24 protein-coding genes and 1 tRNA gene are annotated in these 26,087 nt (G+C 68.5%); 11 read left to right on the top strand and 14 right to left on the bottom strand.

Annotated elements, in window-relative coordinates; genetic code table 11:
- Positions 1-45 precede the first annotated feature (45 nt).
- Positions 46-822: an ABC transporter substrate-binding protein gene (locus tag KHC23_RS04980; RefSeq protein WP_213370102.1), complete on the bottom strand. Its 777-nt coding sequence runs from the start codon at positions 820-822 to the stop codon at positions 46-48.
- 261 nt (positions 823-1,083) lie between these two features.
- On the opposite strand from KHC23_RS04980, the gene KHC23_RS04985 reads away from it, so the two are divergent.
- The gene (locus KHC23_RS04985) at positions 1,084-2,274 is read left to right on the top strand and encodes an Mrp/NBP35 family ATP-binding protein (RefSeq protein WP_213370104.1); all 1,191 of its coding nucleotides are present in this window, start codon (positions 1,084-1,086) and stop codon (positions 2,272-2,274) included.
- Between the two features lie 22 nt (positions 2,275-2,296).
- Here KHC23_RS04985 and KHC23_RS04990 read toward each other — a convergent pair whose 3' ends face one another.
- On the bottom strand, positions 2,297-3,136 hold the full coding sequence (locus tag KHC23_RS04990) for an isocitrate lyase/PEP mutase family protein (RefSeq protein ID WP_213370106.1): 840 nt from the start codon (positions 3,134-3,136) through the stop codon (positions 2,297-2,299).
- Between the two features lie 213 nt (positions 3,137-3,349).
- On the opposite strand from KHC23_RS04990, the gene KHC23_RS04995 reads away from it, so the two are divergent.
- The 3 genes from KHC23_RS04995 to KHC23_RS05005 all read left to right on the top strand — a co-directional run bounded on the left by KHC23_RS04995 (position 3,350) and on the right by KHC23_RS05005 (position 6,218).
- On the top strand, positions 3,350-4,438 hold the full coding sequence (locus tag KHC23_RS04995) for a TRAP transporter substrate-binding protein (RefSeq protein WP_213370108.1): 1,089 nt from the start codon (positions 3,350-3,352) through the stop codon (positions 4,436-4,438).
- Between the two features lie 59 nt (positions 4,439-4,497).
- Positions 4,498-5,604, top strand: a complete 1,107-nt coding sequence (locus KHC23_RS05000; RefSeq protein WP_213370110.1) for a TRAP transporter substrate-binding protein — start codon at positions 4,498-4,500, stop codon at positions 5,602-5,604.
- Positions 5,605-5,702: 98 nt separating this feature from the next.
- A complete protein-coding gene (locus KHC23_RS05005) occupies positions 5,703-6,218 on the top strand; it encodes an ester cyclase (protein WP_213370112.1) in 516 nt (171 codons plus the stop codon).
- On the opposite strand, the gene KHC23_RS05010 is transcribed toward KHC23_RS05005, so the two are convergent.
- The 3 genes from KHC23_RS05010 to moaA form a co-directional block, all read right to left on the bottom strand.
- The gene (locus KHC23_RS05010) at positions 6,215-7,114 is read right to left on the bottom strand and encodes a DMT family transporter (RefSeq protein ID WP_213370114.1); all 900 of its coding nucleotides are present in this window, start codon (positions 7,112-7,114) and stop codon (positions 6,215-6,217) included. The two genes, KHC23_RS05005 and KHC23_RS05010, sit on opposite strands and share 4 nt — an antisense overlap.
- Positions 7,115-7,220: 106 nt before the next feature.
- Entirely contained in the window at positions 7,221-8,420 is a 1,200-nt protein-coding gene (locus KHC23_RS05015; RefSeq protein WP_213370116.1) for an MFS transporter, read from the bottom strand.
- A 141-nt stretch (positions 8,421-8,561) separates the two neighbouring features.
- Complete coding sequence (gene moaA, locus KHC23_RS05020; RefSeq protein WP_213370117.1) at positions 8,562-9,608, bottom strand: GTP 3',8-cyclase MoaA; 1,047 nt, start codon at positions 9,606-9,608, stop codon at positions 8,562-8,564.
- 209 nt (positions 9,609-9,817) lie between these two features.
- On the opposite strand from moaA, the gene KHC23_RS05025 reads away from it, so the two are divergent.
- Positions 9,818-10,204, top strand: a complete 387-nt coding sequence (locus KHC23_RS05025) for a gamma-butyrobetaine hydroxylase family protein (RefSeq protein WP_213370119.1) — start codon at positions 9,818-9,820, stop codon at positions 10,202-10,204.
- A 70-nt stretch (positions 10,205-10,274) separates the two neighbouring features.
- Here KHC23_RS05025 and KHC23_RS05030 read toward each other — a convergent pair whose 3' ends face one another.
- The 6 genes from KHC23_RS05030 to KHC23_RS05055 form a co-directional block, all read right to left on the bottom strand.
- Positions 10,275-10,880: a L,D-transpeptidase gene (locus tag KHC23_RS05030; RefSeq protein ID WP_213370121.1), complete on the bottom strand. Its 606-nt coding sequence runs from the start codon at positions 10,878-10,880 to the stop codon at positions 10,275-10,277.
- Positions 10,881-11,054: 174 nt separating this feature from the next.
- The gene (locus KHC23_RS05035) at positions 11,055-12,968 is read right to left on the bottom strand and encodes an acyltransferase family protein (protein ID WP_213370123.1); all 1,914 of its coding nucleotides are present in this window, start codon (positions 12,966-12,968) and stop codon (positions 11,055-11,057) included.
- Positions 12,969-13,111: 143 nt separating this feature from the next.
- On the bottom strand, positions 13,112-15,013 hold the full coding sequence (locus KHC23_RS05040; protein ID WP_213370125.1) for an acyltransferase family protein: 1,902 nt from the start codon (positions 15,011-15,013) through the stop codon (positions 13,112-13,114).
- Between the two features lie 69 nt (positions 15,014-15,082).
- Complete coding sequence (locus KHC23_RS05045) at positions 15,083-15,814, bottom strand: SOS response-associated peptidase (RefSeq protein WP_213370127.1); 732 nt, start codon at positions 15,812-15,814, stop codon at positions 15,083-15,085.
- Positions 15,815-15,874: 60 nt separating this feature from the next.
- A tRNA-Val gene (locus KHC23_RS05050) sits at positions 15,875-15,949 on the bottom strand.
- 89 nt (positions 15,950-16,038) lie between these two features.
- Positions 16,039-16,725: an HAD family hydrolase gene (locus tag KHC23_RS05055; protein WP_213370129.1), complete on the bottom strand. Its 687-nt coding sequence runs from the start codon at positions 16,723-16,725 to the stop codon at positions 16,039-16,041.
- A gap of 186 nt (positions 16,726-16,911) precedes the next feature.
- On the opposite strand from KHC23_RS05055, the gene KHC23_RS05060 reads away from it, so the two are divergent.
- The 3 genes from KHC23_RS05060 (at position 16,912) to KHC23_RS05070 (ending at position 18,887) form a co-directional block, all read left to right on the top strand.
- Positions 16,912-17,487, top strand: a complete 576-nt coding sequence (locus KHC23_RS05060) for a hypothetical protein (RefSeq protein WP_213370131.1) — start codon at positions 16,912-16,914, stop codon at positions 17,485-17,487.
- Positions 17,488-17,598: 111 nt separating this feature from the next.
- The gene (gene rpiA, locus KHC23_RS05065) at positions 17,599-18,300 is read left to right on the top strand and encodes a ribose-5-phosphate isomerase RpiA (RefSeq protein ID WP_213370133.1); all 702 of its coding nucleotides are present in this window, start codon (positions 17,599-17,601) and stop codon (positions 18,298-18,300) included.
- Between the two features lie 23 nt (positions 18,301-18,323).
- Positions 18,324-18,887 (top strand): DUF2059 domain-containing protein, encoded by a 564-nt coding sequence (locus KHC23_RS05070; RefSeq protein WP_213370135.1) that lies wholly within the window; start codon positions 18,324-18,326, stop codon positions 18,885-18,887.
- An 85-nt stretch (positions 18,888-18,972) separates the two neighbouring features.
- Here KHC23_RS05070 and KHC23_RS05075 read toward each other — a convergent pair whose 3' ends face one another.
- From KHC23_RS05075 to KHC23_RS05085, 3 genes are all read right to left on the bottom strand, one after another.
- Positions 18,973-20,484: a tripartite tricarboxylate transporter permease gene (locus KHC23_RS05075; protein WP_213370137.1), complete on the bottom strand. Its 1,512-nt coding sequence runs from the start codon at positions 20,482-20,484 to the stop codon at positions 18,973-18,975.
- A gap of 10 nt (positions 20,485-20,494) precedes the next feature.
- Positions 20,495-20,980: a tripartite tricarboxylate transporter TctB family protein gene (locus KHC23_RS05080; RefSeq protein ID WP_213370139.1), complete on the bottom strand. Its 486-nt coding sequence runs from the start codon at positions 20,978-20,980 to the stop codon at positions 20,495-20,497.
- 82 nt (positions 20,981-21,062) lie between these two features.
- Positions 21,063-22,028, bottom strand: a complete 966-nt coding sequence (locus KHC23_RS05085; RefSeq protein WP_213370141.1) for a Bug family tripartite tricarboxylate transporter substrate binding protein — start codon at positions 22,026-22,028, stop codon at positions 21,063-21,065.
- 208 nt (positions 22,029-22,236) lie between these two features.
- Between KHC23_RS05085 and gor the strand changes: the two genes are divergently transcribed.
- From gor to KHC23_RS05100, 3 genes are all read left to right on the top strand, one after another.
- A complete protein-coding gene (gor, locus tag KHC23_RS05090) occupies positions 22,237-23,643 on the top strand; it encodes a glutathione-disulfide reductase (RefSeq protein ID WP_213370143.1) in 1,407 nt (468 codons plus the stop codon).
- Between the two features lie 138 nt (positions 23,644-23,781).
- On the top strand, positions 23,782-25,167 hold the full coding sequence (locus tag KHC23_RS05095; RefSeq protein WP_213370145.1) for a class II 3-deoxy-7-phosphoheptulonate synthase: 1,386 nt from the start codon (positions 23,782-23,784) through the stop codon (positions 25,165-25,167).
- Positions 25,168-25,271: 104 nt separating this feature from the next.
- Positions 25,272-26,054, top strand: coding sequence for an alpha/beta hydrolase (locus tag KHC23_RS05100; RefSeq protein WP_213370146.1), 783 nt, complete (start codon positions 25,272-25,274; stop codon positions 26,052-26,054).
- Positions 26,055-26,087 lie beyond the last annotated feature (33 nt).

A 26,087-nucleotide genomic window follows, 5' to 3' on the forward strand; every position in this document is an offset into this window, starting at 1 on the left:
GGGCGCCGCCCCGGCCCCCGCCGGAACGGCGCCGCGGCGGGGGCGTCAGTAGACGCTGAAGGGGAAGTACTTGTCGTTGATGGTCTTGTAGGTGCCGTCGGCGACGATCTCGTCGATCGCCTTGTTGAACATGGCGACGAGGTCGGTGTCGTCCTTGCGGATGCCGACGCCGACGCCCTCGCCGAAATATTTCGGGTCCTTGTATTCGGCGCCGGTGAACTTGCAGCATTTGCCCTCGTCGGTGCCGAGCCATTCCAGCAGCACCACCTTGTCGGCGAGCACGGCATCGAGCCGGCCATTGGCGAGATCGAGATTGGCCTCGTCCTGCTTGCCGTAGAGCTTCACCTCGGCGCCGGCCTTGGCGTACACGTCTTCGAGATAGTTGGAATGGATGGTGGAGCCCTGCGCGCCCAGCACCTTGCCCTTCAGCGCCTCGGGCGAGGTCTCGGTGATGGGGGAATCCTTCGGCACCACGAAGGTGGCGGGGGTGTTGTAGTATTTCTTCGAAAAATTGATCTGCTGCTGGCGCTCCTCGGTGATCGACATCGAGGCGACGATGGCGTCGTATTTGCCGGCCAGCAGCGCGGGAATGATGCCGTCCCAGTCCTGCGCGGTAAAGGTGCATTCCACCTTCATCTTGGCGCACAACGCCTTGGCGATATCGATGTCGAAGCCCTTCAGTTCGCCATTCTCGATATAGTTGAAGGGCGGGTAGGCGCCTTCGGTGCCGATGCGGACGGTCTTCCACTCCTTGGCGGAAGCGCTGCCCGCCATCGCGGCGACGAGAAGGGCCGCAGCCGCTATCCGGGTGACGAGGCTCATTGATGTTCCCCTCTGAAAGGTTGGCCCTGGGCCGGCTGTTCTGTGCGTTCCGGCAACCCATGCTGGCATTATTTCCGAATGTAGCGCAACGGGCCTGCCGCATCCCTAGTCAGAAAGTCGAACTGACCCATTTGTGTGCAATGCAGCGCCATAAGCGCCGCCGATCAGGCGACGGGGTGGCATGGGTTGACGCCCTCGCCGCGCTGGTGTCTCACCACAACCCACGTCCCCTAACCGACGTCCATTGAGGAGGAGCGCGCGATGGCCACGGCAGACGATGTGAAGGCAAGGCTGGCGCAGGTTTCCGCCCCGGACGGGCGTCCGGTGACCGAGGCCGGCGTGCTGTCGGAGATCCTGGTTTCGGACGGCAAGGTCTACATGTCGATCACCGTCGACGCCGGCGAGGCGCAGGCCTGGGAGCCGGTGCGCGCCGCGGTGGAGCGCACCGTGCGCGGCACGCCGGGCGTGACCTCGGCGCTGGTGGCGCTGACCGCCGAGCGCAAGGCCGGGGCCGCCCCGGCGGGCGGCGCGCAGCCGGTGCGCGTCTCCGGGCAGGGCGGCGGCCATTCTCACGCCGGGCACGCCCATGCGGGCCATTCCCATGCCGCTCCCGGCCAGCCGCCGGCCGATCCGCAGAAGGAGACGCCGGGCCTGCCGGGCGTCGGCGCCATCATCGCCGTGGCATCCGGCAAGGGCGGCGTGGGCAAGTCGACGCTGGCGGCCAATCTCGCGCTCGGCCTCGCCGCCTCCGGGCTAAGGATCGGCCTGCTCGACGCCGACATTTACGGCCCCTCTGTGCCCCGCCTGATGGGGCTTAAGGGCCGCCCGGAGGTCAACGGCCGGATGATCACCCCGATGCAGGCCTTCGGGCTGAAGGTGATGTCGATCGGCTTCCTGGTCGAGGAAGAGACGCCGATGATCTGGCGCGGGCCGATGGTGATGTCGGCGATCAGCCAGATGCTGAAGGAAGTGAACTGGGCGCCGCTCGACATCCTCGTCGTCGACATGCCGCCCGGCACCGGCGACGCGCAGCTCACCATGGCGCAGCAGGTTCCGCTGGCCGGCGCGGTCATCGTCTCCACCCCGCAGGACCTCGCGCTGATCGACGCGCGGCGCGGCATCGCCATGTTCCAGAAGGTGAACGTGCCGGTGCTCGGCGTGGTCGAGAACATGAGCTACTTCATGTGCCCGCACTGCGGCACCCGCTCCGACGTGTTCGGCCATGGCGGCGCGCGGCACGAGGCGCAGCGGCTCGGCGTGCCCTTCCTGGGCGAGGTGCCGCTGCAGATGTCGATCCGCGAGACCTCGGACGCCGGCCTGCCGGTGGTGGCGACAAGGCCGGACAGCCCGGAGGCGGGCATCTATCGCGGCATCGCGGCAGCAGTGCGCGACTCGCTCGCCGGCCGCCGCGGCACCGCCCGCGCCGCCCCGCGCATCGTCATGGAGGGGTGAGGCGCGCGAGCCGCCTTCGCGTCTATCTTGGCTGAAGGTCCTGCGCCTCGAACGGGGTGAAGAAGCTCTCGATCTCGGCGAAGCCCATCGCTTCGTCGAGGAAGTCGAAGCGCCCGTCGCGCTGCATCGCCTGCGCCGCGCGGGCGACCGCGCCATAGGCAAGGCGGGCGAGGCTGGAGCCGATGCTGATGCGCCGCACCCCGGCTTCGCCCAGTTCGTCGCGGGTGAAGCGCGTCCCGCCAATGCCGATGACCACGTTCACCGGCCGCGAGAGCGCCGAACAGACCGTGCGCACCGCCTCGATGTCCGGCAGGCCGGGGGCGTAGAGCACGTCGGCGCCCGCCGCCTCGAAGGCCTGGAGCCGGCGGATGGTGTCGTCGAGATCGGGCCGCTCCCACAGGAAGTTTTCTGCCCGCGCGGTCAGCACGAAATCGCCCTTGAGGCTTTGGCGCGCCTCCACCGCCGCCTCGATGCGCTCGACGGCGAGGGCGTGATCGTAGATCGGCGCCTCGGGCCGGCCGCTATGGTCCTCGATCGAGCCGCCCGCCAGCCCCACCGCGGCGGCGGCGCGGATGGTGTCGGCCACCGCCTCCGGCGTGTCGCCGAAGCCGTTCTCCAGATCGGCCGAAACCGGCAGCGCGGTGGCGCCGACGATCAGCGCGCAATGGGCCAGCATCTGGTCCCGGCCGGTGCCGCCATCGCGCACGCCGCGCGCGAAGGCCATGCCGGCGCTGGTGGTGGCCAGCGCGGGATAGCCCGAGGCGGCGAGGATGCGGGCGGTTCCCGCGTCCCACGGATTGGGCAGGATGAACGCGCCGGGTCCCTCGTGCAGGGCGCGGAAACGGGCGGCCTTGTCGTCCATGCGGCGGGTCTCCCACGTGGCGTGGCTTGCGTCGCCAAGCCTTCCCCGAAGCTAGCGGTGGTTCATGAACAAATCAAGAACACGATGCCCGCGGCCGAGGGTCGGCATCGGTGCCGCCGGGGTGCCGCCGGTGGGCGCCGGGCGGGAAAGCCGGTTGCCCTGGGCGCCGGGTTGCGGCAATCATCGCCGCCCGTAGCGAAGGGATGCCTGCCCATGAAGCGCCGCGACTTTCTCCGCACCGCCGCCCTCGCGGCGCCCGCCGCCACGCTGGCGGCGCCCGCGCTGGCGCAGGGTGCGCCGCAGGTGCGCTGGCGGCTCACCTCGTCGGTGCCGAAGGTGCTGGACGCCATTTTCGGCGCCAATGAGCTGGTGTCGAAATATGTGAGCGAGGTGACCGAGGGCCGCTTCGTCATCCAGAACTTCGCCGCCGGCGAGATCGTGCCGGGGCTTCAGGCGCTCGACGCGGTGCAGAACGGCACGGTGGAGGTCGCCCAGACCCCGCTCTACTACTACACCGGAAAGGACCCGTCCTTCGCCTGCTTCACCACCATGCCGTTCGGCCTGAACGCGCGCATGCAGAACGCGTGGTTCTACCATGGCGGCGGGCGCGAACTGCAGGACGAGTTCCTCGCCGGGTACGACCTCGTCGGCTTTCTCGGCGGCAATACCGGCACCCAGATGGGCGGCTGGTTCCGCAAGGAGGTGAAGGACCTCGCCGACTTCAAGGGGCTCAAATTCCGCATCGGCGGCATTGCCGGGCAGGTGGTGGCCAAGCTCGGCGTGGTGCCGCAGCAGATCGCGCCCGGCGACATCTATGCCGCGCTGGAAAAGGGCACCATCGACGCCTGCGAATGGGTCGGGCCCTATGATGACGAGAAGCTCGGGCTTAATCGGGTGGCGCCCTATTACTACTATCCCGGCTGGTGGGATGGCGGGCCGACCATGAATGTCGTCGTCAACCGCACCAAATGGAACACCCTGCCCAAGAGCTACCAGGCGGCGTTCGAGGCGGCGGTGGCCTATGCCAATGCCGACATGCTGGCGAAATACGACGCCTTCAACCCGGCGGCGCTGCGCCGGCTGGCGGCGGCGGGGGCGCAGCTACGCACCTTCCCGCAGGTCTTTCTCGACGCCTCCTGGCAGGCCTCGAACGAACTGATCGCCGAAATCGGGGCGAAGAACCCCGGCTTCAAGAAGATCATGGACGCGCAGATCGCCTTCCGCAACGAGGAGTATCTGTGGTGGCAGGTTGGCGAATACCCCTATGACGGCTACATGATCCGCGCCCGAACGCGGGGGTGAGGGGGCTACTCCCTCTCCCCGTCGGGGAGAGGAAAGCAAGAAACACAGAGGAAACGCCGATGCCGAGTTCCACCTCCCGCCGGGGCCTGATCAGGGGCGCCGGCCTTGCCACCGTCGCCGCCGCCTCGACATTGGCGGCCCCCGCGCTCGCCCAGACCCTGCCGACGCTGCGCTGGCGGCTGACGTCGAGCTACCCCAAATCGCTCGACACCATCTATGGCGCCGCCACCCTGCTGTCGAAATATGTCGGCGAGGCCACGGACGGGCGCTTCACCATCGACGTGTTCGCGCCCGGCGAGATCGTGCCCGGCCTGCAGGCGCTGGACGCGGTGCAGAACCGCACGGTCGAGGTCTCGCAGACCGCGCTGTATTACTACATCGGCAAGAACCCGGCCTTCGCCCCGTTCACCACGCTGCCCTTCGGGCTGAATGCGCGCATGCAGACGGCGTGGCTCTACCATGGCGGCGGCACCGAATTGCAGAACGCGTTCCTCGCCAAGAGCAACGTCATCGGCTTCGCCGGCGGCAATACCGGGGCGCAGATGGGCGGCTGGTTCCGCAAGGAGATCAAGACCGTCACCGACCTGAAGGGCCTGAAGATGCGCATTCCCGGCATTGCCGGGCAGGTGCTGGCGCGGCTCGGGCTGGTGCCGCAGAATCTCGCCGGCGGCGACATCTACCCGGCGCTGGAGAAGGGCACCATCGACGCCGCCGAGTTCGTCGGACCGGTGGATGACGAGAAGCTCGGCTTCAACCGCGTCGCGCCCTACTACTACTATCCCGGCTGGTGGGAGGGCGGCCCGACCATCCATTTCGTCGCCAATCTGCCGGCATGGAACGAACTGCCGAAGGCCTACCAGGCGGCGTTCGAGGCGGCCTCCGCCTATGCCAATGCCGACATGCTGGCGAAATACGACGCCCGCAACCCGGCGGCGCTGCGCCGGCTGGTGGCCGGCGGGGCACAGCTTCGCCCGTTCCCGCAGGAGGTGATGGACGCCGCCTACAGGGAGAACACCGCGCTGATGGCGGAAATCTCCGCCAGGAACCCGGAGTTCAAGACCATCTACGACTCGATGCTGGCCTTCCGCAACGAGGAGTACCTGTGGTGGCAGGTCGGCGAGTACCCCTATGATGGCTACATGATCCGCGCCCGTACCCGGGGATAGGGCTGCGCGGGAACGGCGGGGCGGCGACGTGTCGCCTCGCTCCTCAGGGCCGTGTCTTTCGGGCGTGAGTCGCGCGGATTCTTCAGAGGGGAGCGGAAATGACCACGAACAGGAAGATCGAAGCGTTTCAGAGGCATGTCGCCGCCGAGCTGGCGGGCGACCTAGAGACCACCATGGCGACGATGTCGGACGAGCCGCACCTCAACAGCGTGCCGACGATGGCGGGGGGCGTCGGCCGCGAGGGCGTCCGCCAGTTCTACGCCAACCACCTCGTCGGCAAGTTCTTTCCGCCGGACATGGTGATGAGGGATGTCTCGACCACGGTCGACGAGCATCAACTGGTTCTGGAACAGGTGGTCAGCTTCACCCACACCACGACGATCGACTGGCTGCTGCCGGGCCTCGCGCCCACCGGCAAGCCGGTCGAGGTGGCCCTCGTGGTGATCGTCGGATTCAAGGACGACAAGGTTTCGCACGAGCACATCTATTGGGACCAGGCGAGCGTGCTGGTGCAGCTCGGGCTGCTCGATCCCACCGGGCTTCCGGTGGGCGGCGCCGAGGTCGCCCGCAGGGTGCTCGACCCGAAGCTGCCGCCCCGCGTGTTCGCGGATTAGCCCCCGGACGCCAGCCGGGCGGCGGGGGTGACCTTCGGCGCGCTCATGTGGTGGTGCATGGTGTAGAGCCCCGCCGCCATGATCAGCGCCATGCCGCAGATCGAGATGAGATCGGGCATGTCGTGGAACAGCAGGGCGGAAAGCCCCACCGCGCAGACCACGGCGGCGTAGCGGAACGGGGAGACCAGCGCGGTGTCCGCCGCCCGGAAGGCGGCGATGGTCAGCATGTGGCCGACCACCAGCGAGACGCTGCCCGCCACCAGATAGCCGAAGGTCGCCGCGTCGATGCCGTGCCACGGCTCGACCGAGCTGCCGGCGAAGCCGAAGCCCATGCCCACCACCGTGGTGCCGAAGGTGACCACCAGTGTCGGCACATGGGCGCCGATGCGGCCGGTGATGAAATCGCGGAACGCCATCAGCAGCGCCGCGCCGAGCGGCAGCAGCGCCATGGCGTCGAAGGCGGAACTGGCCGGCTTCACGATCAGCATCACGCCGGCGAAGCCGACCGCGACCGCCAGCCACTGGCGCCAGCCGATTCGCGCGCCGAAGAACAGCACCGCCACCACCATGGTGGCCAGCGGGGTGACCTGGAGGATGGCGGTCGCGTCGGCGATCGACATCTTGGTGATGGCGGTGATGAACAACATCGCCACGCAGGCCTCGGCCACCGCCCGCGCCATCACCCGCCAGTCGGCGACGAAGCGCAGCGCCGGCAACTGCCCCTTCCAGCCCAGCACCGCGATGAGGAACAGCGCCGCCATGACGCCGCGCACCGCCAGTATCTGCGAGGGCGGTATGTGCTCCAGCGCGAGCTTGGAGAAGGCGTCATTGGTGGAGAAGATCGACGAGCCGGCGATCATCAGCAGGATGCCGCGCTTGGCGCTGGGGGCGTGCATGGGAGAAGGTCCGGAACAGAGAAGGCCCCTGGCCACCCGATCGCGACGCAATCGCGGCCGGGCAGGAGGGTTTGGGAAAAATGTTTGTCTTCAAACGAGGGCGGGCTCAGCCTTCCTCGCAGGCGACCTCGCCGACCATGCCATCGGCCTCGACCAGCCCGCCGGTGCGGCGCTCCAGTGCCTGCGAGGCGACGCACAGGCCGAGCGCGCCGACGGCCAGCGCCGCGCCTACCCAGGGCAGGTCGGCATAGCCGATGCCGAAGGTGATGGCCGCGCCGCCGATCCAGGCGCCGGCGGCATTGCCGAGATTGAACGCGCCCTGGTTCAGCGTCGAGGCGAGGTTCGGCGCGCCCACCGCCGCGTCGACGACGCGCATCTGGATCGGCGCGACGACGGCGAAGACGAGGATGCCCCAGACAAAGACGGTGGCCACCGCGGCGGTGGCGAACGGGCTGAGGAACACGAAGGCGACCAGCACCGCGGCGAGGCCGACGAAGGTGCCCATCAGCGAGGGCATCAGCCGCCAGTCGGCGAGCTTGCCGCCCAGCAGGTTGCCGATGGTGATGCCGACGCCGAACAGCAGCAGCACATAGGTGACGGCGTGCGGGGTGAAGCCGGTGACGTCGCGCAGCAGCGGCGCGATATAGGTGAACACCGAGAACAGGCTGGCCGAGGCGAGCACGCTCATCAGCATGGTGAGGATCACCTGCGTGCGCTTCAGCACCGCGAATTCGCGGATGATGTTGCCCGAGGAATGGGGAATGTTCCGCGGCACCCACAGCGCGATGGCGGTGACCGCCAGCAGGCCGATCAGCACCACCGCCCAGAAGGTGGAGCGCCAGCCCGCCGCCTGGCCGAGCGCGGTGCCCAGCGGCACGCCCAGCACATTGGCCAGCGTCAGCCCGGCGAACATCAGCGCGATGGCGCTGGCCCGCTGCTTCGGCGGCACGAGGCTCGCCGCCACCACCGCGCCGATGCCGAAAAAGGCGCCGTGGCAGAAGGCGGTGACGACGCGCGCGCCCATCAGGAACCAGTAGTCGGGGGCGATGGCGCAGAGGAAATTGCCCACCACGAACATGCTGGCGAGGCCGATCAGCGTGCCCTTGCGCGGCAGCGAATTGGTGATGATGGCGACGATCGGCGCGCCGATCACCACCCCCAGCGCATAGCCGGTGACCAGCAGCCCGGCGGCGGGGATGGTCACCGAGAGATCGGCGGCGACCTCCGGCAGCAGGCCCATGATGACGAATTCGGTCGTGCCAATGCCGAAGGAGGCCATGGCGAGGGCCAACAGCGGAAGCTGCATCGCGGATGCTCTATGATCGAAGGACGTGGTCGCTGCAGCATTAGCAGCGCGATTCACCACAGCATATGCACGTTGCGTTGCAGCGCAGCAATAAAGCCGGGCGCGCGGCAGCCATGCGGCAGCCTCGCAGCGGAGGTAAGCTCAGCCGCCGGTCATGCTCATATGGCGGCGCACGGCGGGGGCCTGGCCGGGGCGGTCGATGACGAAATCATGCCCCTTGGGCTTGCGGAAGATGGCGTCGTCGAGTGCCGCGTGCAGCCTCTCGTCGCTCTCGGAAGCGCGCAGGGGCGCGCGCAGATCCGCCGCGTCGTCCTGGCCCAGGCACATATAGAGCGTGCCGGTGCAGGTCACGCGCACGCGGTTACAGCCCTCGCAGAAATTATGCGTCAGCGGGGTGATGAGGCCGAGCCGGCCGCCGGTCTCCTTGATCGACACGTAGCGCGCCGGGCCGCCGGTGCGGAACGGAATGTCCTCCAGCGTCCAGCGCTCGGCGAGGCGCGCACGCACGGTGGAGAGCGGCAGGTACTGGTCGAGGCGCTCGGCCCCGGTCTCGCCCAGCGGCATCACCTCGATCAGCGAGAGGTCCATGCCCCGCCCATGCGCCCATTCGATCAGCGAAGGGATCTCGTCCTCGTTCTCGCCGGCCAGCGCCACCGCGTTGAGCTTCACATGGAGCCCGGCCCGCTGCGCCGCGTCGATACCGGCGAGCACCTTGTTGAGGTCGCCCCAGCGGGTCAGCGCGCGGAAGCGGTCGGCATCCAGCGTGTCGAGCGAGACGTTGATACGCTTCACGCCGCAGGCGGCGAGGTCGCCGGCGAAGCGGGCGAGCTGCGAGCCGTTGGTGGTCAGCGTCAGCTCCTCCAGTGCGCCCGAATCGAGGTGGCGCGAGAGCGAGCGGAACAGGGTCATCACGTCGCGGCGCACCAGCGGCTCGCCGCCGGTGAGGCGCAGCTTGCTGACGCCGCGGGCGACGAACGCCGAGCACAGCCGGTCGAGTTCCTCCAGCGTCAGCAGTTCGGGCTTGGGCAGGAAGGTCATGTGCTCGGCCATGCAGTACACGCAGCGGAAGTCGCAGCGGTCGGTGACCGAGACGCGCAGATAGGTAACGGCGCGGCCGAACGTGTCGACCAGCGCAGGACGGGGCGCCCGTTGCTGGATCCGGTCGATGGCGGCTTCGCTGGTGCTCACCTGGATGCTCCCGCGCCGAAGGGCGCTGTTTCTTCCCTCTATTTCTAATCGCCGCCCCGCCGCGTGCCAAGGCGCACGGCCCTATCGGCCGATAGCCTAACCCATTCGTGACGTGGGCATTCGCGACCTCGGCCTTTCGCGCCGCCGGCGCTTGGCGAAAGCGGCTTGCCTGTCTATGTGGGGATGAACGAGATGAGAGGAAGACGCCCGTGACCGACGCCGCCATCTGGCCGACCGAGATCAAGGTGCACAAGGACCGCCGTGCGCTGACCATCGCCTTCGAGGGCGGGGCGAGCTACATCCTGCCGGCCGAGCTTCTCCGGGTGGAAAGCCCTTCCGCCGAGGTGCAGGGCCATTCGCCGGCAGACCGCCAGCTGGTGGCGGGCAAGCGCGAGGTGCGCATCGACGAGGCGATCCCGATCGGCAATTACGCCGTGCGGCTGATTTTCGACGACGGCCATTCCACCGGCATCTACACCTGGGAACTGCTGCACGAACTCGGGCACGACCAGGATGCGCGCTGGACGCGCTATCTGCAGGAACTGGCCGCGAAGAACCTGTCGCGCGACGCGCCGGGCGCGGTGCGCCGCCATTGAGGCGCGCGCCTCCCGGATCGGCCGTATGGCCGTTCGGGAGCCGCGATCGCCTCAGTGCGGCGCCGCCGACTCAGTTCAGCACGACGACCTGCGTGCCGACGCGGACCCGGTTGTAGAGGTCGGTCACGTCGTCATTGGTCATGCGGAAGCAGCCCGAGGACACCGCCTGGCCGATCGTCTCGGGCTCGTTGGAGCCGTGGATGCGGTAGAGCGTCGAGCCGAGATAGAGCGCGCGGGCGCCGAGCGGGTTGTCGATGCCGCCGGGCATGTAGCGCGGCAGGTCGGGACGGCGCTTGAGCATCTGCGGCGGCGGCGTCCAGCCCGGCCACTCGGCCTTGCGGGTAATGGTCTTGATGCCGCCCCAGCGGAAGCCGTCGCGGCCGACGCCGATGCCGTATTTGAGCGCGGTGCCATTGTCCTGCACCAGGTAGAGCCGGCGCTCGGCGGTGTTCACCACCACGGTGCCGGGCTTGTACTTGCCGCTATAGGGCACGACCTGCCGGCGGACCGAGGAATAGCCCTTCACCGGCCCGTTGCCGAAATTGGACGGGCGCGGGAAGAAGCTGAAGAAGGAGGGTGTCGTCGAACTCTGCGCCATGGCGGGCGCGGTGCCTGCCAGCGTCACTGCAGCCAGCGCCAGGGCGGCCATTGTCTTCAGTCGCATCGTAAGCCCCATTGGAATGCCCCTTTCCGCCCGCACCCTGCGGGTGGAAAGCTCCGCCGGACCGGCGCACACGCGCCGGAGGCCGTGTCCGTCAGTATGCGGCTAAAATTCGAAACATATCCACATCATGGTATGAAAAGGTAAATTTGCCCACCGCTATGGCAATGAGGCCACAGCGGCGTGGGCTCACGGCGCCACTGTGGCCGCCGGCGGCGCCGTAGCGGTCGGCGGGCCGCCGAAGATGAGCGCGCTGACCGGCCGGCCGAAGAACTTCGCCCCCGCCTGGGTGAAGTGCGAGGAGTCGAACTGCAGCGGCTCGCCCTCCGCCATCAGCGGACAGTCGGAACCGCCGCAGGCGGCGTCGAACACCGAGATATAGGTGACGTGGGGGTTGCCCGCGAAATGCGCGCGCAGCGCCTGGTCGGCCTGGCGCGCGCCGGGAACGGCGTCGCTGCCGGCGTCTGTCCCGGTGTTGCCGGCCGAGACGCGGCGGGCAAGGAGCTTGGGCACCGCGTCGCGGTAGAGCGGCACCGGGCCGATCACGACCACCCGGATGCCCTCGCGGGCGAAGCGCGCGATCGCCTCGTCGATCTCGGGCGTCGCGAAGATGATGCCGCCGAGGACAAGGATGTCCGGCTTGTGGTCGCGCACCCACTCCCGCGCGAAGATGTTCATGTCCCGGCAATACGGCAAGAACCTGGAATATCGCTCATTGAGTGGAGGGCATGCCGCGCCGGTGATCTGGCCGACGACATAGCCATGTGCCTGGCCGGCCTCGACGATGGCATTGATGAAGTGCGCCACATGGCTGTTGCCCCAGACGAGCACGGAGGGGTGTCCGGTCGGCAGGCATTCCGGCTTGAACACGGGCATAGCGTAGAACAGCGGAAAGAAGCATCGATCCTTCCGCAGGACCGCATCGGCATCGTAGAATTCATAGGCAGCGAGGCGCTGGGCCTCGGGTGAGAACCGCTGCGGCAGGCCGCGCGTGACGATTGCGGCCAGGCCGAACGCGCCCAGGGTGACCGTACCCGCCAGCAGGCCGCCGACGAGGACCCTGGGCGTAAAGAGGTTGCGATTGCGCCGCACGGGTTGTTCGACGAATCGGTAGGACAGATAGCCCAGCAGGATCGAGAGCGTTACGCCGCCGACAAGGAAGGGCAGAGGCGCGACCGGCCCCAGCCATTCCCTGCCGAGGGTAACGATCGGCCAGTGAACGAGATAAAGCGAGTAGGAGATCTTGCCGACGAAGACCATCAAGGGGCTGCCGAGCAGCCGCGTCGGCAGGGTCCGCACGCCTTCGCCGCCCCAGATCACCAATGCGGCGCCGATGCAGGGGGTGAGCGCGCGCAGGCCCGGGAAGGGCGTGGTCGATTTGAGAATGAGCATGGTGCCGAGGATCATCGCGCAGCCGCCCGTCACCGCCGCGATACATTCGGCCGGTTTTCGCGAGAAGCGCGCGCCAGGCAGCGCCAGCGCGGAGCCGATGAGCATTTCGAAGGCACGAAAGGGCAGCAGGAAATAGGCCGCCGGCGGGTTCAGCGCCAGCATCACCTGGCTCGCAGCCAGCGAGGCGACGAAGAGGACAAGCACCGCCCAGCCAAGCGCGCGTGAGCCGAAACGACGGCAGGCGAGTACAAGGGCGGGAAAGGCGAGGTAGAACTGCTCCTCCACCCCCAGCGACCAATAGTGCAGCAGCGGCATTTCGCGCGCGGCCGGGCTGAAATAGTCCGTTTCCTGGAAGAAATAGATGTTGCCGGCGCCGAACACCGACCACAGCACCGAGTGGGCGAAGTTCACCATCTGGTACGGCAGCAGGACCAGCGCGGCGAAGGCGGCGGTGACGGCGGTGACCACCAGGAAGGCCGGGGCGATGCGCCGTATGCGCCGCTCATAGAAGCCGGCCAGCGAGAAGCGGCCCTCGCTCACATCGGCATAGATCGACTTGGAAATCAGATAGCCGGAGATGACGAAGAACACGTCGACCCCGACGAAGCCGCCCGGCAGCCAGGTTGCGCCGAAATGATAGAGCACGACGCCCAGGACGGCGACGGCACGCAGGCCGTCAATATGGGCGCGATAGCGCAGGTGATGATGCACGTCAGACCGCAGGCTGGTTGAGAAATGAGCGCCGTCATTATGAACGCTGCCGGCAGTGCGGGCACCTCCCCGGGCCGGGACCCCGTCCGTCAGGGCCGATTCGGGCGGCGGTGTGGCTGGCGGGCCATAGCGCTCCGGCACGCTCATGGGAGGCCGGTCGGAGCGGGCGAGCCGCCGAAGATCAGGGCGCCGAGCTTGCCGCCATAATAGGCGACACCCTCGCGGGTGAAGTGGGTATGGTCGAACTCCAGCGGCGTGCCGTCGATCATCATCGGGCAGTTCGCGTCCGGGCACATGGTGCCGAGGATCGACACGAACTCGACATCCGGATTGGCCGCGAAATGCTCGGCCATCAGGCGGTCCGAGCGTCGTATGTCGTCGCTCAGGTCGTCATCGGCGCGGGTGCTGGGGTTGCCGCGATACATGCGCTCGGCGAGAAGTTCCGGCGGCGGCCGCCTGTAGTAGGGCACCGGGCCCAGCAGCACCACGCGGATGCCGGCCGCATGGAGCCGGGCGAAATCCGAATCCAGCTGTCGGAATTGCTCGGGTGAGAACAGCGCGTCGCCGCCGATGACGACGACGGTCGGCTTGTGTTCCAGCAGCCAGTCGAAGGCGAAGCGGTTCAGCGTGTCGCACATCGGCGAGACGCTGGTCTGCACCAGCGGCATGCAGGCGGCGCCGGTGATCTGGCCGACGGCATAGCCTTGCGTCCTGGCGATCGGCTCCAGCGCGCCGATGAACTGCGCCACGTGGCTGCTGCCCCACAGCACCAGGCTCGGATGGCTCTCCGGCAGGCATTCCGGCGTCGGCCGGGGCCTGGGTCGGCGGTTGTTGATGAAGCAGGTGCCGTCGCGCACCACGTCGCGGAAAGGATAGCGGGAGAAGGCGAGCACGCGCTGGATTTCCGGGTCGAGCCGCCCGGGAAAGCCGCGCGTGTCCGAGGCCAGCGTGCCGAAGGCGATCAGCAGCGCCCCGCCCGCGGCTGCGCCGCCATAGACCCGTCCGCGCGAGAACAGGTGGCGGTTCAGCCGCACCGGCTGCTCGACAAGGCGCCAGGACAGCCAGCCGAGCAGCGTGGACGCTGCGACGCCGCCGAGAAGGAAGGACGGCGCCGGCAGTTCCGGCAGCAGGAGGCGGGCGAACACCAGTATCGGCCAGTGCACCAGGTAGAGCGAATAGGAAATGGCGCCGAAGAACACCAGCGGCCGCAGGCCGAGCAGGCGCGCCGGCAGGCTGTCCGTCCGCTCGCCGCCCCAGATCGCCAGCGCCGTGCCCAGGCACGGCACCAGCGCCAGCATGCCGGGGAAAGGCGCATGCGCGGTGATCGCCAGCATGCCGGCGAGGATGAGCGCGAAGCCCGCCGCCACCGCGACCCCGCCCGCCCTGCGGCCCTGCGGAAACCACAGGCCGGGCAGGGCGAGCGCGGCGCCGATCAGCAGCTCGAAGGCGCGGAACGGCAGCAGGTAGAAGGCCGCCGCCGGGTTCAGCGGGCGGATCATCTCGCAGGCGGCGAGCGAGGCCACCAGCAGGCCGAGCACCACCTGCCCGCGCGCCTTCGGGAAGAAGCGCGCGCACAGCAGGATCAGCGCCGGGAACAGGAAATAGAACTGCTCCTCGACCCCGAGCGACCAGTAGTGCAGCAGCGGCGTCTCCTCGGCGGCGGGGCCGAAATAGTCGGTGCGCAGGTAGGAATAGACATTGCCGAACGCCAGCACCGCCCAGATCAGCGAGCGGCCATAGGTCATCAGCTGGTTGGGAAAGAAGATCAGGAAGGCGCAGACGCTGGTCAGCGCCGTGACCACGAAGAAGGCCGGCGCGATGCGCCGCATGCGCCGCTCATAGAAGCCGAGAATCGAGAAATTGCCGGCGTCGAGGTCGGCATAGATCGACTTGGCGATCAGGAAGCCGGAAATGACGAAGAACACGTCGACGCCGATGAAGCCGCCCGGCAGCCAGTCGGCGCCGAAATGGAACAGCACGACGCCGAGCACGGCGATCGCCCGCAATCCGTCGATATGGGCGCGATAGCGCAGGGGATGATGCACGGCGCGCAGGCTCTTTCAGGTGAAGGACGGGGCGGCGAGGGCGCCCGGCAGGGAGGAAAGGCGCGGGGCTCAGAACAGGCTGCCCTGACGCGGCGTTGTAGCCGATTGCGGCGCCTCGCGCAGGGGGGAGGGCAGCGGGGCGGAAGCCGGGTCCTCCTTCGCCGCGCCGCGCGCGACGATGACGAGGCTCTCGTCCGGCAGCGGGCGCTGCAACGCCCGCGCCTCGCTCCACGGCGCGCGCAGCCACATCTCGCGTTCCTCGGCGGTGGTGAGAATCACCGGCATCGCCTTGGGGTGGACCGGTTCCACCACGCCGTTGGGGGCGCAGGTGAGGAAGCCGAAAAGCTCGTGCTGGCCCTCCACCGGCGCCGCCTTCGTCCCGCGCGTGCCGGTCCAGCGCGTCCACAGCCCGGCGAAGAAGCCGAGTGGGCGTTCCGCGCCGAGCGCGAACCACACCACGTCCTTGCGGCCGGTCGCCGGGTTCGGCGCGGGCGCGTATTCGGAGAAGCTGGTGAACGGCACCAGGCAGCGATGCGCCGGCCCGCTCCACGCCGTCCAGTGCGGCGAAGCGAGGTTGCGGATATTGGTCACCGGCGGCCCGCCGATCCGCGGCGGCGAGGGCATACCCCAGCGCGCCAGCGCCAGTTCGCGCCCGCCCTCGGCATCCGTGCGCACGATGGGGGCGGGGAAATCGGGGAAGATGCCGGCCTGCGGCGGCAGGTTGCCGGCGAGGTTGTTCAGCGCGCCGACGAGATCGGCGATCGCCCGCAGATTGGAATTATGGCTGTAGAGATTGCACATGCGGCGCCCCGTCGGCGCATCGGCCGCGACGGTTGTCCTCTGCGGACAGGGAAGCGACGATGGTGGGCGATGCAGGGATTGAACCTGCGACCCCTCCCGTGTGAAGGGAGTGCTCTCCCGCTGAGCTAATCGCCCGTCGGCCCCGGCGGGTTTCCCCGAGGGCCAGCGCCATCGCGGCGGGATGTAGTGTGTCCACGGCCCGGGTGTCAAGCGGGCTCGCGCCGTCACCCACGGGAGAGAAGATGCTCCACCGTGTCCACCAGCCGGTCGAAATGGTCGATGAAGGCGTCGCCGCCCAGTTCCTCGGCGGGAATCTCGGTATAGCCGAACGGCACCACGATCGAGGGCACGCGGGCGTTCTTGGCGGTCAGCACGTCGGTCATGCTGTCGCCCACCATGATGGCGCGGCCGGGCAGGCCGCCGGCCCGCTCGATGGTGCCGAGGAGGTGCCCGGCATCCGGCTTGTGGACCGCGAAGGTATCCGCGCCGGCGATCACGGCGAAGCGGTCGGAAAGTTCCAGCCGGTCCAGCAGCCGCCGCGAGAGGTATTCCAGCTTGTTGGTGCAGACCGCCAGCACATGGCCGCGGGCCGACAGCTCGTCGAGCGCCGCGAGGAGGCCGGGGAAGGGGCGGGAGGAATCGGCGATATGGGCGGCGTAGTGTTCGAGGAACCGCTCATAGAGCTTGTCGAATTCCGGCGGCGCGACGGCGATGCCGGCGGCGGTGAGGCCGCGATTGACCAGCGCCCTGGCGCCGGCGCCGATCATCTTGCGGGTCTCTTCGCGGGGCAGGCGGGCGGCGCCGACCTCGTCGAGCACGGTGTCGAGCGTGTCGAGAAGGTCGGGGGCGGTGTCGACCAGCGTGCCGTCGAGGTCGAACGCGATCACGGCGGGAGGCGGGGAGGCTGTCATGACAATTTCCGTGGATGGTGACGGGAAACGGCGCCCGCCCGCCGCCGCGAGACGGGCTTGCAGGTTAGGCCTACAATCCTGCCGCTTTTGCTGTCCAGCGTGCCGCGTCCATCGGGCGCACGCTGGCGAGATGAATCGGGCGGCGACGCGATGGTAACCAAGGCCGCAAGTTGAGGTGTTCCGGGAATGAAAGTGATGATGCAGGGCTGGCTGGCGACGGCGGCGGGCGCCGCCTTGATGCTGGGCGTGCTGGCGGGCGTGCCGGCACGGGCACAGGAAAATCCCCAGGCGCCGGAAGCGCAGACCCCGAACGCACAGGAGCAGACGCCGACGGGCGACACGGGGCAGGACGAGACGACACAGGACGACACGAAGCCGGGCGAGGCGAAGCCGTCTGAAACCGGCGCCGATGTCGCCGCGGCCGGGCCCACCGGACCCTATGTGTTCGCCTCGCCGCCCTCCGCGCAGGCCAACCGCCTTTATTCGGTCAATGTGCGCAATGGCGAGGTCAATGCCTGCCAGTTCGAGCGCCCGGAGGGCAGCCTGGTCGGCGTCACCCGCTGCTTCCGCCGCGACGCCAGCGCCCAGGCCGGCCCGCCGGCCAGCTACGACATCCTGTCGACCCGCTATTCCGGCGAGACCGGTGTGTTCCGTGTCAACGCGCTGACCGGCCAGATGAGCGTGTGCTATGTGCGCGACATGCCCAAGGAGGGCGGCGGCGTCGAGCCGGCAGTCGTCTGCACGGCGCCTTCCAGCCAATGATCGCCGGGGCGGCGCAGGGGGCGGCGGGGGTTGGCGGGGTTGTCCGCGCGGCCCAACGGCGCTACGCACGACGACACGCTGGAAGTGTTTGAAAGCCGGGGCCACGCGATCATGTCCGACGCAGACAACCTCAAGAGACAGGCCGCCGCGCAGGCGTTGGAATATGTGCGCTCGGGCATGAAGCTCGGCCTCGGCACCGGTTCGACCGCGAAGCATCTGGTCGATCTGCTCGCCGCGCGGGTGAATGAAGGCCTGGAGGTGGTCGGCGTGCCGACCTCCGAGGCCACCCGCGCCCAGGCGGAGAGCCTCGGCATTCCGCTCGGCACGCTCGACGAGCATCCGGTGCTCGACCTGTGCATCGACGGCGCCGATGAGGTCGGGCCGGACCTTACCCTGATCAAGGGCGGCGGCGGCGCGCTGCTGCGCGAGAAGATCGTCGCCTCGGCGGCCAGGCAGATGTTCGTCATCGCCGATGCCTCGAAGAAGGTGGGGGTGCTCGGCACCTTCCCGCTGCCCATCGAGGTGGTCGATTTCGGCGTCGCCGCCATCCGCCGCGGCATCGACCGCGCCGCCCGCGCCGCCGGCTGCCAGGGCCTGCTGACGCTGCGCCGCCGGCCCGACGGTCATGTTTTCGTCACGGATCAGGGACACCTGATCCTCGATGCGGCCTATCACAGCATCACCAACCCGGCCGCACTGGCCGCCGAACTCTCCAACGTGCCGGGCGTTGTCGAGCACGGCCTCTTCATCAATCTGGCAAGCCGCGTCATTCTCGCGGGCGCCGGCGGCGTGACGGTCATTGATCGCGCGTGAGCACAGTTCGCAGGGAGACTTTCATGCAGCTTGATATTGCAGCAGCGCTTGCAGCCCGGTTTGCAGGCGTGGCGCTGGCGGCGGGCGTGCTCGCCGCGGTCCCGGCGCGGGCGCAGGAGCCGCCGCCGTTCCAGGTCGCGCAGGCCGCCACCGCCACGGCGCCGGAGCCGAGCGCCGAGCAGATGAAGCTCGCCAATGATCTGCTGGTCGCCAATGGCGAGGCCAGCAGCTTCGACGCGGTGATTCCCAATGTGGTGGAACAGACGGCGGCCAGCTTCGTGCAGGCCAATCCGGACCTCATTCGCGATCTGCGCGAGGTGGCCAAGCAGCTTTCCACCGAGTATGAAAGCCGCCGCAGCGAGATCGTGGAGATCCTCGCCAAGATCTACGCCACCGAGTTCACCACCCAGGAACTCAAGGATCTGCTGGCGTTCTATCGCTCGGAAGCGGGCAAGAAGCTGGTGGCCAAACGCGAGGATCTGCTCAAGGCCGGCTTCAGCAGCATCCAGGCCTGGAGCGCTCTGTTCGCGCGCGAAATGGAAGGTCGGGTGCGCGAGGAGATGAAGAAGCGGGGCTTCACCATCTGAGCCTTTCCGCCCCGGCACTGAAATGAGAAATGCCCGGCTCGCGCCGGGCATTTTCGTTCAAGCGCCTGAGCCGGCGAGGTGTTCCCTAGTCCTCGTCGGCACCGACCGGCGCCTTGCGACCGGTGATGACGTAGAACAGCAGCGGCCCGAACAGCGCCAGCGCGGAGAGCACGTAGAGCGTCAGCGCCACCGGGCTCTGGAACAGCACCAGCGGATCGCCGACGCTGATGGCGAGCGCGCGGCGCAACTGCTGCTCGGCCAGCGGGCCGAGGATGAGGCCGACCACCACGGGCGCGATCGGGTAGTCGTAGCGGCGCAGCACATAGCCGAGCAGGCCGAAGACCAGAAGCATGCCGAGTTCGACCAGCGACGGGTTGGCCCCCAGCGTGCCGAGCGTGGCGAAGACCAGGATGCCGCCATAGAGCCAGGGGCGCGGGATGGCCAGCAGCCGCACCCACAGCCCGACGAGGGGCAGGTTCAGCACCAGCAGCATGCCGTTGGCGATGAACAGGCTGGCGATCAGACCCCAGACGAGGTCCGGATTGGTGGCGAACAGCAGCGGGCCGGGATTCATGCCGTATTGCTGGAAGCCGGCGAGCATGATGGCGGCGGTCGCCGAGGTCGGCAGCCCCAGGGTGAGCAGCGGCACCAGCACGCCGGCGGCCGCCGCGTTGTTCGCCGCCTCCGGCCCGGCAACGCCCTCGATGGCGCCATTGCCGAACTCGCCCGGCTTCCGGCACAGCCGCTTTTCCAGCGCATAGGACAGGAAGGTGGGGATTTCCGCCCCGCCGGCCGGCATGGCGCCGATGGGGAAACCGAGGAAGGTGCCGCGCAGCCACGGCTTCCAGGAGCGTTTCCAGTCCTCCCGGTTCATGAACACCGAGCCCTTCACCGGCTCGATGATCTCGTCGGCGCGCGCGCCCGCCGCCACGACGGAGAGCGTTTCGCCGATGGCGAACAGCGCGACCGCGAGCGTGGTTACTTCCACGCCGTCGAGCAGGTCCGGCACGCCGAAGGACAGGCGGGCCTGCCCGCTCTGCAGGTCGATGCCGATCAGGCCGAGCGACAGGCCGATGAACAGGCTGGTGAGGCCGCGCGTCACCGAGGAGCCGAAAGCGGCCGACACCGTGGTGAAGGCCAGCACCATCAGCGCGAAATAATCCTCCGGGCCGAAGGAGATGGCGAGGTCGACGATGGTCGGGGCGATAAGCGCGAGGCCGATGGTGGCGATGGTGCCGGCGACGAAGGAGCCGATGGCGGCGGTGGCGAGCGCCGGCCCGCCGCGCCCGGCGCGGGCCATCTTGTTGCCTTCCAGCGCCGTGACGATGGAGGCGCTTTCCCCCGGCGTGTTGAGCAGGATCGAGGCGGTGGAGCCGCCATACATGCCGCCATAATAGATGCCGGCGAACATGATCAGCGAGCCGGCCGGGTCGAGCTTGAAGGTGATCGGCAGCAGCAGCGCGACGGTCAGCGCCGGACCGATGCCGGGCAGCACGCCCACCGCGGTGCCGAGCATGACGCCGACAAAGGCGAAGAGCAGGTTCATCGGCTGCAGGGCGACCATCACGCCCTGGCTGAGGGCGGCAAACGTGTCCATCGGGGGCTCCTCAGATCAGCCGTTCGAGCGGGCCGGCCGGCAGCGCGAGCTGCAGCCCCTTGGCGAAGACGACGTAGATGACGAAGCACATCGCCGCGCCGGCGAGGAAATGCCCCCACAGCGGCCCGCGCCCGAAGCCCTTGGCGGTGGCGGCGAACAGCCAGCCGGTGGCGATGGCGAAGCCGGCGCCGAAGGCCAGCAGCACGATCTGGCCGATCAGCCCCGCCAGCACCCAGGCCATCGGCCCCGCTTCGTCGCGCGGGCGGTCCTGCGCGCCCTCGCGCACCGCCTCGACGGCATTGGCCAGCGCCAGAAGCGCGAGCCCGGCGGCGATGATGGCGGGAAACGCTTCCGGTCCAACGGCCGAATAGGTGTTGATTCCAGACAGCCGCCACGCATCCCAGCCAACCACGAGGGCCAGCACGGCGAGGGCGAAGGCAATGACGAAGCGGGCCTTGTCGGGCCCGGCGGTGGAAGTGGGGCGGGAATCGCTCATCGGTGGGCTCCGGGGCGGTCGGAACGAAAGACTCCCCCGCGGCATGCCGCGAGGGAGCGTTGGAGAGATCCGGGATGCGCCCTTACTGGGCGAGGCCGATGTCCTTCAGGATGGTCTGTGTGGCGGCGATGTCCTTGGCGAGTTGGGCATCGAACGCCGCGCCCGACAGATAGGTGTTGGCCCAGCCCTTCTGCGCCAGCATCTCGGTCCACGCCTTCGACTTCACCATCTTCTCGATGGTCTGCGAAAGTTCCTGCTTCTGCTCCGCCGTGATGCCCGGCGCGGCAGCGATCATGCGCCAGTTCTGGATCTCGACATCGATGCCGGCCTCCTTGAAGGTCGGCACGTCGGGCGCTTCCGGCAGGCGCTCGGCGCTGGACACGCCGAGGATGCGCAGCTTGCCGGCCTTCGCCTGCGCGTCATATTCCGACAGGCTGGAAATGCCGACCGTCACCTTGCCGCCGAGAATCGAGGCCAGCGATTCGCCGCCGCCGGAGAAGGCGATGTAGTTCACCTTGCGCGGATCGATGCCGATGGCCTTGGTGAACAGGCCGGCGGTGATGTGGTCGGTGCCGCCGGCCGAACCGCCGGCCCAGGACACCTTCTGCGGGTCGGCCTTCAGCGCCGCGACCAGATCGGCCAGCGACTTCAGCGGCGAATTCGCCGGCACCGCGATGGCCTCGTACTCGCCGGTGAGGCGGGCGATCGGGGTCACCTCGGCAAGGGTCACCGGCGACCTGTTGGTAATGATGGCGCCGACCATGACATAGCCGCCGACGATCATCACATTCGGGTCGCCCTTGCTGGAATTCACGAACTGGGCGAGGCCGATGGTGCCGCCGGCGCCGGGCACGTTCAGCACCTGGACGTTCTCGACCAGCTTGTCGGACTGCAGCACGTGCTGGATCGAGCGGGCGGTCTGGTCCCAGCCGCCGCCGGGCGCGGCCGGGGCGATGATCTTCAGTTCGTTGATTTCGGCAAACGCCGCGCCGAACGGGGCGACGGCGACGGCGGTGGCGAGCAGCGCCCCGCTGAACAGATGCTTCATGGTTTCCTCCCAGGAACAGGGCGGCGGCACGTTCGACGCTGGCCGCCGCTTGCAACGCGGAGTGCGAAGCTAAAGCGGGGGCACCCCTCGTGTCGAGTTCGCCGGAAGGATGAGAGTTTGCGCACCCCAGCCATGCACCGTCTTGACGCGCGCGGCTGGCGGGGCGACATGCCTGAGGCAATCGGCAACGCAGCGGGGGAAGCCTCTCATGGACCAGTTCGACGTCGACCTGTTCGTCATCGGCGGCGGCTCGGGCGGGGTGCGCGCCGCGCGCATCGCGGCGGGCCATGGGGCGAAGGTGCGGATCGCCGAGGAATACCGCATGGGCGGCACCTGCGTCATTCGCGGCTGCGTGCCCAAGAAGCTGTTCGTCTATGCCGCCCGCTTCGCCCATGAGTTCGAGGACGCCGCCGGCTTCGGCTGGAGCGTGGAGGGCGCGCGCTTCGACTGGGCAACGCTGGTGGCCAACAAGGACAAGGAGATCACCCGGCTGGAAGGCGCCTACAGCGCCAATCTCGACCGCTCCGGCGTCGAGATCGTGCGCCAGCGGGCCACCGTGGAAGGACCGCACGCGGTGCGCCTTGCCGACGGGACTGAGGTCACGGCGCGTTTCATCCTCATCGCCACCGGCGGGCGGCCCAATCGCGGGCTCGACTTCCCCGGCTGCGAATTGGGTATCACCTCGAACGAGATCTTCCATCTCGAACGCTTCCCGGAACGCATCGTCATCCAGGGGGCGGGCTATATCGCGCTGGAGTTCGCCAGCCTGCTGGCCGGTCTCGGCGCGAAGGTCACGGTGGTTCACCGCGGCGACAAGCTGCTGCGCGGCTTCGACGAGGACATCCGCGACCGCATCGTCGACGAGATGGCGCAGAACGGGGTGGAGTTCGAATTCGGCGTCACCATCGAGAGCATCCACGCGGAAGCCTCGGAGAAGCGCGTGCGCCTGAATGACGGGCGCGACCTGTTCGCCGACGAGGTGATGCTGGCCATCGGCCGGGTGCCGAACACGATCGGCCTCGGCCTCGATACGGTGGGCGTGCATCTCGACGAGGCCGGCGCCATCGCCGTCGACGGCCTCTCGCGCACCAACATTCCCTCGATCTACGCGGTCGGCGACGTGACCAACCGGGCGAACCTGACCCCCGTCGCCATCCGCGAGGGCCATGCCTTCGCCGACACCGTGTTCGGCAAGCACCCCTGGCATGTCACCTATGACAACATTCCCACCGCCGTGTTCGCCGAGCCGGAGATCGGCACGGTCGGGCTGAGCGAGCAGGAAGCACGGGCACAGGGCCGGCGGCTCGACATCTACCAGACCGATTTCCGCCCGCTGAAGGCGACGCTTTCGGGCCGCACCTCGCGCGTCTTCATGAAGATCGTGGTCGACCAGGCCGACGACCGGGTGCTCGGCGTGCACCTCATTGGCGAGGGCTCGGGCGAGATGGTGCAGATGGCGGCGATCGCGATGAATGTCGGCGCCACCAAGACCGATTTCGACCGCACCATGGCGCTGCACCCCTCCAGCGCCGAGGAACTGGTGACGCTGCGGGCCAAGCACGCCACCAGCGACCCGCTGCCCGAAGCCTCCGCCGAGGCGACACCGGCGCTGTAGGCCGCAAAGGGGGGAGGGCGCGGCTGCAATGACGCACCGCTCGCCGCCTCTGGTCTTGCCGGGATGCTTGGGTGTATAAGGCCCGCCTTTCCGCCGGGGACGAGCCCCGGCGACGTGTTGAGCTCGTTGGAGGCCGTCATGTCTGATCGCTGGACGCCGGATAGCTGGAGGGCACTGCCCGTTCAGCAGGTGCCGGATTATCCGGACGCCGGAGCCCTGGCTTCGGTGGAGCGTCAGCTCGCCTCCTTTCCCCCGCTCGTCTTCGCCGGCGAGGCGCGGCGGCTGAAGCGCCAGCTCGCCAAGGTCGCCAATGGCGAAGCCTTCCTGCTGCAGGGCGGCGACTGCGCCGAGAGCTTCGCCGAGCATTCGGCCGACAACATCCGCGATTTCTTCCGCGTCTTCCTGCAGATGGCGGTGGTGCTGACCTATGCCGGCGCCTCGCCGGTGGTGAAGGTCGGGCGCATCGCCGGCCAGTTCGCCAAGCCGCGCTCGGCGCCGATGGAGACCGTGGACGGGGTGGAACTGCCGTCCTATCGCGGCGACATCGTCAACGACATCGAGTTCACGCCGGAAGCGCGCATTCCCGATCCGCGCCGCCAGATCGAGGCGTACCGCCAGTCGGCGGCGACGCTGAACCTGCTGCGCGCCTTCGCCAATGGCGGCTATGCCAGCCTCGGCAACGCGCATCAGTGGATGCTCGGCTTCATCAAGGACTCACCGCAGTCCGGCCGCTACCAGGCGCTGGCCGACCGCATCACCGAGGCGCTCGACTTCATGCGCGCCATCGGGCTCGACGCGGAAAGCCACCAGGAGATGCGCACCACCGATTTCTTCACCAGCCACGAGGCGCTGCTGCTCGGCTATGAGCAGGCGCTGACGCGGGTGGATTCCACCACCGGCGACTGGTACGCGACCTCCGGCCACATGATCTGGATCGGCGACCGCACCCGCCAGGCGGACCATGCGCATATCGAATACTGCCGCGGCGTGAAGAACCCGATCGGGCTGAAGTGCGGCCCTTCGCTGAAGCCGGACGATCTCATCAACCTGATCGACCTGCTGAACCCGGAAAACGAGCCGGGACGGCTGACGCTGATCGCCCGCTTCGGCGCCGACAAGGTGTTCGACAATCTCCCCGGGCTGGTGCGCGCGGTGAAGCGCGAGGGGCGCTCCGTGGTGTGGTCGTGCGACCCGATGCACGGCAACACGATCAAGGCCGGCTCGGGCTACAAGACCCGCCCGTTCGACAAGATACTGAGCGAGGTGAAGGACTTCTTCGCCGTCCACGCCGCCGAGGGCACCTATGCCGGCGGCGTGCATCTGGAGATGACCGGCAAGAACGTCACCGAATGCACCGGCGGCGCGCGGGCGATCTCGGATGCGGACCTCAAGGACCGCTACCACACCTATTGCGACCCGCGCCTCAATGCCGAGCAGGCGATCGAGATGGCCTTCCTCGTCGCCGAACTGCTCAAGCAGGAGCGCTCGGGCCGGGTGCGCCCGGCCTTCGAGGCGGCCGAGTAAGGCGGGCGGGCTCCTTTACACGGGGGCTTTGCCGACCGCGCGAGAGAAACCAGAAAACACCGCGACCTGTGGGCCGCGGTGTTTTCATTCGGGAGGTAGCCCGCGTGCCGCAGGGCCAGGCCGGACGCCAGATTTTCCTCGACACCGAGAATGTCCGCGTGGTGCGCACGAACGGCACGCGCAGCGACGTGGTGTTCGTCACCTTCGAGGCGCATCAGCTCGACCATGACCCGGACCGCGCGGGCTTCGCCGAGAAGTTCCTGCAGGACAACGGCTTCCCGGCCTACCACTTTCTCGCCAACGACAATTTCTGGTTCCAGTACCCGGAGATGGAGCAGGTGCTGGCGGCGGTGCGGGCCGATATCGCCCCCGGCACGCACATCGTCGCCTACAGCGTCAGCATGGGCGGCTATGCCGCGATCCGCTTCGCCGGGCTGCTGGGCGTCTCGCGCATCCTCACCTTCTCGCCGCAATACAGCATCGACCCCCGGATCGTGCCCTGGGAGAAGAGGTGGGACCGGCTGTTCGACCGGCCGCGCCAGATCCTGTGGGAACACCTGATGGCGCCGCGCGGGGTGCCGATCATTCTGTTCTACGACCCGCATAATCGCGACCGCCACCATGTCCGGCTGTTCGAACGCGTGGCCGATGTGGTGCGGGTGCGCGTTCCCTATGCCGGGCACGCCTCCGTCACCGTGCTGATGCAGTGCGGGCTGCTCGGCCGCGCGGTGCTCGACGTCGCCGAGAACCGTTTCGAGGCCGGTGCCTTCCAGCGGGAACTGGCCGCCCGCCTCGATCGTTCGGCGCTCTACCGCGACAAGCGCGCCCGCAAGCGCGGCCGGCTGTTCCGGCGCATCGTCGCCGACATCGTGGATCGGTTCGGATAGAGGGGAAGCCTTCGGCAAGGTTGCGACCGATTT

The organism is Ancylobacter dichloromethanicus (genome assembly GCF_018390645.1).
Taxonomy (GTDB): domain Bacteria; phylum Pseudomonadota; class Alphaproteobacteria; order Rhizobiales; family Xanthobacteraceae; genus Ancylobacter; species Ancylobacter dichloromethanicus.